The sequence below is a fragment of the Amycolatopsis sp. NPDC031561 genome (assembly GCF_055580625.1).
The window spans coordinates 148,163-160,265 of record NZ_JBVILA010000020.1 but is presented as its reverse complement, the minus strand read 5'-3'; the positions used below and the strand labels follow the sequence as shown (position 1 = coordinate 160,265).

Sequence of the window (12,103 nt, the reverse complement as noted above, 5' to 3'; positions counted from 1 at the left end):
GGGGTCTCGGGTAGAACTGGCCACCCCGGCTACAGAGTCCCGTCGAACACGACGATGCCGTTGGCATCACGCGCTCGAATGTGGACCCCTCGCGGGACCGGATCGTTCACCTCTTTCGGAACGAAGGCCACGAAGGTCCCGTCGACCACATCGGTCGTCGAGGTCGGTCCGGCGCCGAAGTCACAGGTCACCGTCACCGCGGTCGCCGGCAGCAGCGTCCCGGCGAACGGCGTCCGGGCGTTACCCCGGTCACCGCCGTCTTCCACCCCGCCCAGTGGCTGCATCGGGATGTTCCGGGGCTGCACCGGCGGGAGCTCGAAATGGTCTTGGTAGACACGCATCTTCAGCCGGCCGGGACGCCGCGGGTCCGGAACGGTCGTGCACGCCAGGCTCCGGTCGCCCAAACGGCCGAGAACGACCTGATAGCCGTCCTTGTCCAGCATCGCGCCCGGCTTATAGCCCGCCACGTCGGAGACGGCGTCCGCCGCACCGGACAGGCATATGCCCAGTGCACGTCCCGCGGGCGAGGTCCGGTCGGCCGGGGCGACCGGGCGATCGACGGCCGAAAGCAGCGGCGCCGGAGCCGGCGGCAGGCTCGTGGTCGTCGCTCCGACGGGCTCGTAGACGGACAGTCGCGTCTTGGCGGGGTCGGTCCAGGAGAACGAGACGAACTGATGTGTCAGAGGCGAAGCTTCCACGGCGTCCCCGCCGCCGGAATCCTCGGCCTGGAACGCGAGACCCGCACCCCGCAAGGCCGGATCGAGCACCCCGCCGATCAGCCCGGTCGCGCTCTGCAGGAGCAGCCCGGTGAGGGTGCCCGGCACATACGCGGGGGCGGCGTTCGGGTCGGACAGGGTCACGGTGGTCAGCGTCGTCTCGCAGAACATCGGCTTGCCCGCCGCCGTCGCGGCGACGACCGAAACGTCCAGCATGACGTCCGTGAACTGGGGAACCCAGTCCTCGCGCGGGGGCACTCGATCCGTCTTGCCCGCGGCCCGCACCGCGGCCCAGCAACGGTCGAGTGAGGACGCCGCCAGCCTGACGTCCAGGTTGAGCTCGCCGGCGGCCGGCTCGGGGCGGGGGTCCGTGCCGTGCTGACGGAGCAGCTGCGTCGCGGCGGCGGCGCCGGACGCGACGAGAACGGCCGCCGCGGCGGCGTACCAGATGCGTGCCGGCCGCCGCGGCTTCGCGATCCCCTCTCGGACGGCCGATCGCATCCGGGTGCGGACGTCGTCCGGCATCGCATGGCGAGGTGGGTACACGGGTTCGCCGCTCATTTCTCCTCCAGCAACGTACGCAGCCGGGCTCGTCCCCGGGAAAGATGGGCGCGGACGGTGACCTCGGCGATGCCCAGCAGCTCTGCGGCGTCGGCGATGCTCACCTCGGCGGCCAGGCAGAGTTCGACGACGTCACGCTGCGATTTCGGCAGTGACCGGACGGCTTCGGCGACTTGTCCCAGCCGGCGCTGGCCGTCGATCTTCTCGGCCACCGAATCGGCGTGGTCGGACACGGCGGGCTGGGCCGGGATCTTCCCGAGCAGCCGCAGCCGGCGACGAGCACCGCGGTACTCGTCACGGGCGACATTGGCCGCGACCGTGTAGAGCCACGGCAGGGCACTGTCCCGCACCAAGGTCACCTCCGCCCGCCGCCGCCACGCGATGAGGAACGTCGTGGACGCCAGGTCCTCGGCGCTGCTCCACGAACCGGTCAGGCGATACGTGTAGTTCCACAGAGCCTCGGCGTGCCGCTCGAACAGCTCGCCGAACGCCCCCTCGTCGCCGCCGGCCGCGCGGGCCCACAGTTCCCGGTCACCGGTCTGTTCCACCGGTACCCCCGCCTCGATCGTATGGCTGCTCACGTCCTGGTTGTGGCCGGCACCGGCCGAACGTTGCGCGCAACTTTCCGGGCCGGGGGAGCCATATCAAGCCATGATCATGGAACAGGTCCGGACGACGGACAACCGGACGACGTCCTGGCGGATGCCCCTGGCCGTAGCGGTGCTCTCGGCGGGGGTGTTCCTGCTCGCCCGTCCGCATTTGATCGACGACACGTTCATCACGCTCGCGTACGCGCGCAACGTCGCCTTCCACGGCCACTGGGGCTTGCTCGCCGACGCGACGTCGAACACCGCGACGTCGCCGGCGAACGTGCTCATCCTGGCGGTCTTGACCATCTTCGTCCGCGACGCCGTCTTCGCCGCCGGAGCGTTGTTCGTGCTGTGCCAGGTCCTGCTCGCCCTGGCGTTGCGCAGGCTCGGCGGGGCGGCGGGGCTGCCGCCCCGGTTCCCTGCTCTGACACTCGCCGCGCTGACCGCGAACCCGCTTCTGCTCTCGTCGATCGGGCTCGAGGTCACCCTCGGTGCGGCGGTCCTGGGCTGGCTCACCGTGTTCGCCGCCGAAAAGAACCCGTTCGCCTTCGGTCTTGCGGCCGGCGTGCTCGCCCTGGTCCGGCTGGACCTGATCGTATTCGCGGTGGTGCTCTTCGTCTTCCTCCGTCCCGGCACGGGACGCGCACTGCTCGGAGCCGGGCTGATCACGCTGCCGTGGTTCTGCTTCAGCTGGGTGGTGCTCGGCGCGGCGGTACCGGACACGGTTGTGATCAAGACGCTCCAGGGCGCGCAACATGCTTGGGGCGCTTGGAACTTCGGTAACGGCCCGCTGTTCTACGCGCGGACTTCGCCGGTGATGGCGGCACTGGCGTTCCTGCCCGCCGTACTCGCTGTCCTCGCCGTGGTGACACTGGCCATCCGGCGGCGCACGATCCCCGCCGGGCTGCGGCCGTTCGTTCCGCTCGCCCTCGGTGGCCTGCTGTACCACCTCGGCTACGTGTCGCTGACGGTCCCGCCCTACCACTGGTATTACGGCCCCGGCCTCACCGTGGCGACTGTTTTCGTCTGTGCCGTAGCGGTTTCCCACCGGATCATGGTCCGCGGGGTGCTCGCGTTGATCGTCGCCGGTCTGATCACGTACGCGGCTGCCGGGCTTCCCCGCATGTACGCGCCGTTCACGTCGAACTACACGTCGAGCGCGCAGTACGCACGTATCGGAGCAGAACTGGGAACGCTCTCCGGAGGCCGGATCGTCGGCAGCGCGGGCGAAATCGGCATCCTCGCCTACACCTGCGGCTGCCCGGTCGTCGACGTCTTCTCCGACCGCGGCCTGCTGCCGGCCGCGATCGAGGCGCGCGGCAAGGAGAACCGCTGGACCCGCGCGATGCTCCGCGTGAACTACGCCTTCTTCGACTTCGACGTCCGGCCACGCCGTCCCGAACTCGTGCTGCGCCGGCTGGCGACCCCACCACAGGACGCGCTCGCGCACTGGACGCTCGACGCGCCGACACTCGGAAAGCAGGAGCTGTACCTGGTGCCGAACAAGGAGTGACGCCACCGCGACCTGTCGATGACTTGCTCGCTGGTACTCACCAGCCGGCCGGTCGCACCTCGGCGAAAATTCCGCAGAAAACCGGTCATGGGCTGACCGGATTAGTCGGCAAAGTGGGTGTCGCGGCCTCATCGACGAGTCCGACCATCCACGACGGTGCCGGCCCTCGGCCTGTCAGGGGTGTGCCGACACCATCGTCAGAGTGCTTTCGCCGCCTGAACCCTGTAAAGATTGGGAAGAAATTCGATGTTCGATCCAGCCGACTTTCCCGAGCCCACCCTTGTACCAGTCAACGGCGTGGAGCTCGAAGTGTTCGAAGCAGGCCGAGAAAACAAGGGCAAGCCCATCGTGCTCTGCCACGGCTGGCCGGAGCACGCCTTCACCTGGCGTTACCAGATGCCCGTCCTCGCCGCAGCCGGCTACCACGTCATCGCACCGAACCAGCGGGGATACGGCAATTCCTCCCGCCCCGCCGAGGTGACGGACTACGACATCGAACACCTGACGGGTGACCTCGTCGCGCTCCTGGATCACTACGGCTACGAGGATGCCACCTTCGTCGGTCATGACTGGGGCGCGTTCGTCGTCTGGGGGCTGACCCTGTTGCACCCCGACAGGGTGAACAAGCTGATCAACATGAGCCTGCCTTACCAGGCGCGCGGAGAAACGCCGTGGATCGAGGTCATGGAAACCTTCCTCGGCGGCGACTTCTATTTCGTCCACTTCAACCGGCAGCCGGGTGTCGCCGATGCCGTGTTCGATGGCAACACCTCCCGGTTCATCCGCAACCTCTACCGGAAGAACGTGCCCCCCGCGCCCCCTGAGCCGGGCATGGCATTCATCAATCTCGCCAAGGCGGAAACACCACTCGGTGAGCCCGTCATGAGCGACGGCGACCTGGCCGTCATCGTCTCCGCGTTCGAGACGTCGGGGTTCACCGGCGGCATCAACTGGTACCGGAACCTCGACCGCGACTGGCACCAGCTGGCGGACGCGGACCCGATCATCAAGCAGCCCACCCTCATGATCTACGGCGATCGGGACCTCGCGGTCCCGAGGTTCGAAAAACTGGCGGAGTTCGTGCCCGATGTGGAAGTGGTCGGCCTGGACTGCGGTCACTGGATCCAGCAGGAAATGCCCGAAGAGACGAACCGAGTGATTTCAGAATGGCTGGACCGGCAAGGCTGATGGACCCGCTGGCTGACGTGCCGGAGCCGCGGATCACCGTGGTCCATTGTGGACAAGCCCGCCTCAGAAGCGGGGAAGCTCCAGCAGGTTGTTCTTCCAGATCCCGTCCGCCCGCGTGCGGAGGAACTCGGGGCCGAAGGTCGGCTTGATGATCTCCACCGCCACCCGGTGGATTCCCTCGTCCACGTAGGCCTTCCCGTCGTCGTCCTCGATCCACGCCACGATCGCCGAAACGAAGCTCTCGCCGGTCTCGCCGCTGCCGGGGTTGATCCAGCGCAGTTTCGTGATGCTTTCGTGGAACTTCCCGCCTTCGAGCCGCGCTGCGATGATCTTGATGGCCATGATGCTGCCTCCCCGGCTGGGTGCCCTCGAAGCGAACAGGGGTAATGCTGTACTCGCCACCTGTCGGCACCCCGTTACGCGGTCCGGGCGTCGTGCCTCGAACGTTACGAGTTCGAGCGCCGCCCGTCCGTTCTGAGTCAGATGACGCAGACCGCGCGCGTTCCCGCATGTCACAGTCCTCGCGCCGGCCGGAACACCAGCCGGAAGAGAGGGGAAACAGACATGTGCGCTGCCCGTAAGACATCGGCCGGGTTCCTGGGCGCGGCGGGAATCGCCCTGGCCGCGATGGCACTGTCCGGTTGCGCGCCGGACCCGGCACCGCAGGCCGCCCCGGCGCCGCCGCCGGTGACGACCTCGTCGCCCGCCGCGGATTCGGCCGCGACGGTGGCCTGGATGAACGGGTTCTGCGGCGCGATCCGGGATTTCGTCGACGGCAACAACAAGATGCCGTCGGCGAGCGGTGAAACCGTCGAGGTGATCAAGAAGAGCACGAGCGACCAGCTCGGGCACTACTCGACCATTCTGGCCAAGACGGTCGACGGTCTCAGCGCCCTACCCGTCTCGCCGGTTCCGGCGGGGGAGACGGCGAAGCAGGAGTTCCTCGGTAAGTACACCGCGGCGCGCGACAAGACCGTGAAAGCCAAGGCCGACCTGGACGCGTCCGGGAAGAACGACACCGCGGCACAGGGCCGGGCGGTCGAGGGGCTCATCGCCGCCCAGAAGGACACGAACGGCGCGCTCGACCCGGTCGCGGCCATTCTGGGAGCGCCCGAACTGAAGACGGCCGCGGCGACCGCGGAACGCTGCCGTCCGTGAACGCGCTGGGCCTCGTGAGTGGCAAGGACGGTTCTAACCGTCCTTGCCACTCACGAGGTCACTCGTCGGTGAGAATCTTGCGGAGCCGTGTCAAAGCCCGGTGCTGCGCCACCCGCACGGCACCCGCCGTCGATCCGACCACGCCTGCGGTCTCCTCCGCCGAAAGGCCGACGACGATCCGCAACACGACGATCTCCCGCTGCTTGTCCGGCAGGATCCGCAGCAGTTCCCCCATCCGGTCGCTCAATTCGTTGTGCAGCGCGTGTTGTTCGGGGCTCGCGGTATCCGAGACCCCGTCGGGGACTTCGGCGACGGGTTCGGTGCGGTTGCGGGCGGCGGCGCGGCGGGCGTCGGCGACCTTGTGCTGGGCGATGCCGTAGACGAAGGCGAGGAACGGCCGTCCTCGTTCGCGGTAGGTGGGCAGCGCGCGGAGGATCGCCACGCAGACCTCCTGCGCGACGTCGTCCGCCGAGGCGTACGTCCGTTCCTGTCTGCCGATCCGCGCCCGGCAGTACCGGATCACGATCGGGCGGATGGTGGTCAGCAGGTGGTCCAGCGCGCGCCGGTCACCCTGTCCCGCGGCCGCGACGGGACCGTCGAGGGTGTACCAGTGATCCGGCGTCACCTGCTCGGGCTCCGCCTCCGTCGGGGTGCCCGGCTCCACCAGGGCCAGGTCCCGGATCATCGCGCGGTTCTTGATCCGGGACAGGGTGTCTTCGACGTCGAGCCCCACCCGCAGCGCGTCGACGAAGGCGCCGTTGGCGCTGTCCAGGCGGCCGATGAACTCGGGGTCGTGCTCCTCCAGCCGGCCGCGCGCGTGACGCAGTGTCGCGCTGACGGCCTCGTCCGCGATGCCGAGCACCCCGGCGATCTCCCGGGAGGTGAAGCCGTCCAGCGACCAGGCCATACCGAGCTGCTGGCGTTTCGGCAGCCGCCCCAGCATGGTCAGGACGGACGAGGTCTCGTCGGCGAGGACGGTGAGTTTGTCCTCCCGGCCGGCGTCGGCGAAGGCCCAGTCGGCGCGGACCGCGGTCTGCTCCTTCGCCCGCCGGTGCCCGACGCGGCGGACCCACGATTTCGGCTGGTTGATGGTCTGCCAGTCCTCGTAGGCGTTGAGCATCGCCTCCGCAGCGGCGTCCCGCGCCGGGTCGAGCGCGAAGCCCGCCTTGCACAAGAAGCCGGTGAGCAGCGGAAATTCGCTGTGAAAGAACTCGTCGAACTCTTCTTGGCCCATCACCCGCACTCACCGCTCCCAGCCGCCTGACGCGAATGCCCTCACAGGACAGGTGCAGTGAGCGGGCCGCTGAGTGTAACGATTCGGTGAAGGTGATGTTTGCGCCGCGTACCGGGGTGGATACCCGGGCTTCGAGCGGAAGTCGTTTGACGCGGAAGGGAAAATCGAAGAAAAGGAGGTGATAGGAAAATGGAAACGAGGATGGCCGGTGACCTGAGTGAGGCCGCTTGCCGCGGTGAGGATCCCGAACTGTTCTTCCCGGTCACCGAAACCGGTCCCGGCGCACGGCAGGCGAACAGGGCGAAGGCCGTTTGCGCACGGTGCCCGGTGATTTCGGCCTGCCTGGCCTACGCCCTGGACAACGGACTCGCCCATGGCGTTTTCGGCGGGCTGACCGGTAGTGAGCGGCGCCGCCCGATTCGGGTCGGCAGCGCCGCCTGAATCCACTCGATCGCGCGACTGAATTTCCATCGCTTTCTTTCGCGCGCGAAAAAAGAGGGGCCCGGTTCGGCGAACCGGGCCCCTCTCTCGTGGTGGTCAGGCGACGGCGTCGGCGGCCGTCTCCTCGGCCAGCCGCTCGTTCCCCGACTGGGTCTTGAGCGGCTTGTGCTTGAGGAACGCGACGGCGACGACGACCAGCAGGGCGATCGGCGCGCTGATCAGGAACAACTCGCTGGTCGCTTCCCCGTAGGCGTCGCGGACGACGTTCGCGACCGGTTCGGGCAGCGTGGCGATGTTCGGCACCGCGCCGCCTTCGCCGCCACCGGGCAGCGGCCCGAGGTCCTCGGTGATCAGCGCGGTGACCCGGTTCGCGAGCACCGCGCCCAGCGCGCTGACCCCGATCGAACCGCCGAGGCTGCGGAAGAACGACAGTGTGGAGGTCGCCGTGCCGAGGTCCTGCGCGTCGACGTCGTTCTGCGCCACCAGGACCAGGTTCTGCATCAGCATGCCGACGCCCACGCCCAGCACCACCATGTAGGCGCCGAGGACGACGAGGTTCGTCTTCGAGTCGAGCGTGCCCAGCAGGGCGAGGCCCGCCGTCATCAAGGCCGAGCCGAGCAGCAGGTGGCTCTTCCACTTGCCGGTCCGGCTGATCAGCTGCCCCGAGACCGTGGACGACACGAGGAGGCCGAAGATCATCGGCAGGCTCAGCAGCCCGGCCACCGTCGGCGACTTGCCGAGCGACAGCTGGAAGTACTGCGACAGGAACACCGTCCCGCCGAACATCGCGACGCCGACGAGGAAGCTCGCGAGGGTGGTCAGGGTGACCGTGCGGTTGCGGAACAGCCCGAGCGGCAGGATCGGCTCGGCCACCTTCGACTCGACGTAGACGGCGAGGGCGAGGATGACCACGCCCGCGGTCACCAGGCCGGCCGTCCACAGGGAGGCCCACGCGAATTGGTGCCCGGCCAGCGAAGACCAGACCAGCAGCGTCGAGACCCCGGCCATGATCAGGAACGCGCCGAGGTAGTCGACCTTCACGTCACGCCGGACCGTCGGCAGGTTCAGGGTGCGCTGCAGCAGCAGGATCGCCGCGATCGCGAACGGCACGCCGAGGAAGAAGCACCAGCGCCAGCCGAGCCACGAGGTGTCCACCATGACGCCGCCGATCAGCGGGCCCGCGATGGTCCCGACCGCGAAAACGGCACCGAAGACGCCCGAGTACTTCCCGAGTTCACGCGGCGAAACGATGGCCGCCATGATCACCTGCGCGAGCGCGGTGAGCCCGCCCGCGCCGATGCCCTGCGCGACGCGGCTGCCGATCAGGAGCTCGATGTTGCCCGCGAACCCGGCGACCAGCGAGCCGACCACGAACAGCCCGAGCGAGAGCTGGATCAGCAGCTTCTTGTTGTACAGGTCGGAAAGTTTGCCCCAGAGCGGAACCGTCGCGGTCATCGCGAGCAGTTCGGTGGTGACCACCCAGGTGTAGGAGGACTGCGAGCCGCCGAGTTCGGAAACGATCCGCGGCAGCGCGTTCGCGACCACCGTCGAGGCGAGGATGGCGACGAACATGCCCATCATCAGCCCCGACATGGCTTCGAGGACCTGTTTGCGGCCCATCGAATCCGGTGGCGATTCCGGTTCTCGTGATTCGGTCATGGATGCGGACATGGTTGTCCCCCTTCGTGTTCTGGGATGCCGAGCGCGTCAGCGCGCGCGGCCGCCGGGCTCCGGGAGCCCGGCGAGAAGCATTTCGACGGCTTCGTCCAGCAGGTCGAGCGCGGACACTCGGCCGTCGTGCCGGGACCAGAGGATGAGCACGGCGTTGACGGCGCCGCCGAGCGTGGACAACAGCAGCGTCGGATACAGGTCGTCCCGGGGATCCACGCCTGCGCGGCGCGCGATCGCCTCGATGGTCGGCGCGATGGTGTCGTGGTTCATCGCCACCGCGCGCGAATGCAGGGTGGCGTTCTCCTGGATCGCCTTCATCCGGCCGAGCCACTCTTCACGGTTCTCGTCGATCTGGGCGAAGTCCTCTTTCAGCGCGGCGACGAAAGCGCGCGGAATGCTGACTTCCTTCGGCGCGGCGAGGAACTTCTCGATGATGCGTTGCGAACGCTCGGCGTTGTCGGCGTGCGCGATGACGACAGCGTCCTCTTTGGACGCGAAGTAGTTGAAGAAGGTGCGCGACGAGACCCCCGCCGCCGCGCTGATGTCCTCGACCGTCACCTGGTCCAGGCCGCGTTCGGCGACGAGCCGGACGGCGGTGGTCGCCAGCGCGCGGTGGGTTTCCAGCCGCTTGCGCTCGCGGAGGCCTTTGACGGGTTCGGGCATGAGCACCACGATACGCCCAAAGATGCAGATACTGCAAAATTGCAGTTTGTGAACCGTGCCACTGGCCGGCGGCCCCGAACCGCCTGGCAGACTGCGGCGGGTGAGTGGAACGGTGCTGGTACTGGGCGGGCGCAGCGAGATCGGTCTCGCGGTCGCGGAGCGGCTTGCCAAGGGCGGGGCGCGCGAGATCGTGCTGGCCGCACGGCGGAGCGCGGACCTCGGTGCGGAGACCGAACGACTGCTGGCCGCGGGAGCGAAGACGGTCGACGTCGTCGAGTTCGACGCCGACGACCTCGCCGGGCACGGCCCGTTCCTGGAGAACGTCGCCGCGGAGCACGGCCCGCTGGACGTCGTCGTCACCGCTTTCGGGATCCTCGGCGACCAGGCGCGTGCCGAAACCGATGTCGAGCACGCCGTCGCGATCGTGCACACCGACTATGTGGCTCACGTGAGTGTGCTGACGCATGTGGCCAATGTGCTTCGTGAGCAAGGAAGCGGAAGCCTCGTGGTGTTCTCGTCGGTCGCCGGGGTGCGGGTCCGGCGGGCGAACTACGTCTACGGTTCGGCCAAGGCGGGCCTCGACGGTTTCGCGAGCGGCCTGGCCGACGCCCTGCACGGCACCGGCGTGCACCTCCTGCTCGTCCGGCCCGGGTTCGTGATCGGCCGGATGACCGAGGGCATGTCCCCGGCGCCGTTCTCGAGCACGCCCGATCAGGTCGCGGACGCGACGGTCGCCGGAATCCGGAAACGCCGGGATACGGTGTGGGTGCCGGGACTGCTGAGGCTGGTGTTCGCGGTGATGCGCGTGGTGCCTCGCGCGATCTGGCGCCGGATGCCCCGCTAGGGAGCGCTGCGCGGTCGGTCCGGCACTCGGTGTCGCGGCCGGTTGTCTGCTTGATCACTTCTGCTGGGCCGAACGGGCTTTAAGACCCGGTTATGACACGTTTCTCAGGTAATTCCCAGCTAACGCGGTGATCCTCGAATGCGGGGGATCATTCACGGAAGCGGGGAGAAGGTCGTGCTGCTCACGTCGCGAGGACGGCGGATCGGCGGCCGCGTCGCACTGGGCCTGGTGTCGACGGCCGTACTGGGGGTCACGGGTTTCGCGTGGACGCAGTTGAGCCGTTTGGACGAAGGCATCGTCACGGCCGACGTGATCGCGCCCTCCGCTCAGATGCCCGACGGTCCGGCTGGCGAACCGCTGAAGGTGGCGCAGAACATCCTCCTCGTCGGGATCGACTCCCGCACCGACACCTACGGGAACCCGTTGCCGCAGAACGTGCTCGACACGCTGCACGCCGGGGCCGACGACGACGGCGGCGACACCACCGACACCATGATCGTGGTCCACATCCCGGCGGGCGGCGCCGCGGCCACCGCCATCTCCATCCCGCGCGATTCCTATGTGGACATCGCGGGCGGCTTCGGCAAGCACAAGATCAATTCCGCCTACAGTCGTGGCAAGAACGCCGCGATGAGCTCGCTGCGCGCCCAAGGCCTGAGCGGTGCCCAGCTCGAGGTCAAGGCCAACGAAGCGGGCGCCAAACTCACGATCCAGACGATCGAGCAGTTCACCGGGCTGAGCATCAACCACTACGCCGCCGTCAACCTCGCCGGGTTCTCCGCGCTGAGCGAAGCCGTCGGCGGTGTCGAGGTCTGTCTCAAGGAACCGGTCCAGGACAAGTTCTCGGGCGCTGCGTTCCCGGCGGGGAAGCAGCTGCTTTCCGGGCCGCAGGCGCTCGCTTTCGTGCGGCAGCGGCACGGGCTGCCCAGCGACCTCGACCGCATCGCTCGGCAGCAGGCGTTCCTCTCGAGTATGGCCAAGACCATGCTGGACGCGGGGACGTTCACCGACCCCTCCAGGCTGAGCGCTCTGACCGGCGCGATCCAGGGGGCGGTCGTGCTCGACCGCGGCTGGGACGTGCTGAGCTTCGCGCAGCAGTTGCGGGGGATGAGTTCGGGGGCGATCAAGTTCCAGACGATCCCGATCCAGAGCCTTTCCCTGCCGACGCCTTCCGACGGTGACGCGGTGAAGGTGGATCCCGCCCAGGTGAAGGCGTTCGTGAACGCCACGCTGACGTCGACGAACGTCGCCGCGGTGGGGGAACCGACGGGCGGAATCGGGATCAAGCCGGTGGCGGCCACCTCCTCGGTCGCCGCTCCGCCCTCGTCGTCCACGTCGTCCGCGCCGCCTGCTTCGGCGGGTTGTGTCAGCTAAAGCGGCCAAGGTTCCGGAGCGGGGTGGGCTGGGTCGGTCGTGGGGGGGGGGGGGGGGGTTTCCCCCCCCCCCCCCCCCCCCCCCCCCCCCCCCCCACCCCCCCCCCCCCCCCCTTCCCCCCCCCACAGAAGGCAGGGAACCTCTTGGAAA

General features: G+C 68.4%; 12 protein-coding genes. 6 read left to right on the top strand and 6 right to left on the bottom strand.

Annotated features, from left to right (window positions below):
- Positions 1-29: 29 nt before the first annotated feature.
- Both ACZ5IK_RS32115 and ACZ5IK_RS32110 read right to left on the bottom strand, forming a co-directional pair.
- Positions 30-1,277 (bottom strand): hypothetical protein, encoded by a 1,248-nt coding sequence (locus tag ACZ5IK_RS32115; protein ID WP_465491126.1) that lies wholly within the window; start codon positions 1,275-1,277, stop codon positions 30-32.
- The gene (locus ACZ5IK_RS32110; protein WP_465491125.1) at positions 1,274-1,858 is read right to left on the bottom strand and encodes an RNA polymerase sigma factor; all 585 of its coding nucleotides are present in this window, start codon (positions 1,856-1,858) and stop codon (positions 1,274-1,276) included. Before ACZ5IK_RS32110 ends, ACZ5IK_RS32115 begins: the two co-directional genes overlap by 4 nt.
- 70 nt (positions 1,859-1,928) lie before the next feature.
- Between ACZ5IK_RS32110 and ACZ5IK_RS32105 the strand changes: the two genes are divergently transcribed.
- A complete protein-coding gene (locus ACZ5IK_RS32105) occupies positions 1,929-3,380 on the top strand; it encodes a hypothetical protein (RefSeq protein WP_465491124.1) in 1,452 nt (483 codons plus the stop codon).
- A 246-nt stretch (positions 3,381-3,626) separates the two neighbouring features.
- A complete protein-coding gene (locus tag ACZ5IK_RS32100) occupies positions 3,627-4,568 on the top strand; it encodes an alpha/beta fold hydrolase (protein WP_465491123.1) in 942 nt (313 codons plus the stop codon).
- A gap of 63 nt (positions 4,569-4,631) precedes the next feature.
- On the opposite strand, the gene ACZ5IK_RS32095 is transcribed toward ACZ5IK_RS32100, so the two are convergent.
- The gene (locus ACZ5IK_RS32095) at positions 4,632-4,910 is read right to left on the bottom strand and encodes a DUF3892 domain-containing protein (RefSeq protein ID WP_101606250.1); all 279 of its coding nucleotides are present in this window, start codon (positions 4,908-4,910) and stop codon (positions 4,632-4,634) included.
- Positions 4,911-5,132: 222 nt separating this feature from the next.
- Here ACZ5IK_RS32095 and ACZ5IK_RS32090 point away from each other — a divergent pair, with 222 nt between their 5' ends.
- A complete protein-coding gene (locus ACZ5IK_RS32090) occupies positions 5,133-5,726 on the top strand; it encodes a hypothetical protein (protein WP_465491122.1) in 594 nt (197 codons plus the stop codon).
- Between the two features lie 58 nt (positions 5,727-5,784).
- On the opposite strand, the gene shbA is transcribed toward ACZ5IK_RS32090, so the two are convergent.
- A complete protein-coding gene (shbA, locus tag ACZ5IK_RS32085) occupies positions 5,785-6,960 on the bottom strand; it encodes an RNA polymerase sigma factor ShbA (RefSeq protein WP_465491157.1) in 1,176 nt (391 codons plus the stop codon).
- A 189-nt stretch (positions 6,961-7,149) separates the two neighbouring features.
- On the opposite strand from shbA, the gene ACZ5IK_RS32080 reads away from it, so the two are divergent.
- The gene (locus ACZ5IK_RS32080) at positions 7,150-7,401 is read left to right on the top strand and encodes a WhiB family transcriptional regulator (protein WP_101606252.1); all 252 of its coding nucleotides are present in this window, start codon (positions 7,150-7,152) and stop codon (positions 7,399-7,401) included.
- A 96-nt stretch (positions 7,402-7,497) separates the two neighbouring features.
- Here ACZ5IK_RS32080 and ACZ5IK_RS32075 read toward each other — a convergent pair whose 3' ends face one another.
- Positions 7,498-9,021, bottom strand: a complete 1,524-nt coding sequence (locus ACZ5IK_RS32075) for an MDR family MFS transporter (RefSeq protein ID WP_465491156.1) — start codon at positions 9,019-9,021, stop codon at positions 7,498-7,500.
- 87 nt (positions 9,022-9,108) lie between these two features.
- Positions 9,109-9,735 carry a TetR/AcrR family transcriptional regulator gene (locus tag ACZ5IK_RS32070; RefSeq protein ID WP_465491121.1) on the bottom strand — a complete coding sequence of 209 codons (627 nt, stop codon included), beginning with the start codon at positions 9,733-9,735 and terminating at the stop codon, positions 9,109-9,111.
- 100 nt (positions 9,736-9,835) lie between these two features.
- On the opposite strand from ACZ5IK_RS32070, the gene ACZ5IK_RS32065 reads away from it, so the two are divergent.
- Complete coding sequence (locus ACZ5IK_RS32065; protein WP_465491120.1) at positions 9,836-10,579, top strand: SDR family NAD(P)-dependent oxidoreductase; 744 nt, start codon at positions 9,836-9,838, stop codon at positions 10,577-10,579.
- Positions 10,580-10,753: 174 nt separating this feature from the next.
- Positions 10,754-11,953: an LCP family protein gene (locus ACZ5IK_RS32060; RefSeq protein WP_465491119.1), complete on the top strand. Its 1,200-nt coding sequence runs from the start codon at positions 10,754-10,756 to the stop codon at positions 11,951-11,953.
- The last annotated feature ends 150 nt before the right edge of the window (positions 11,954-12,103 follow it).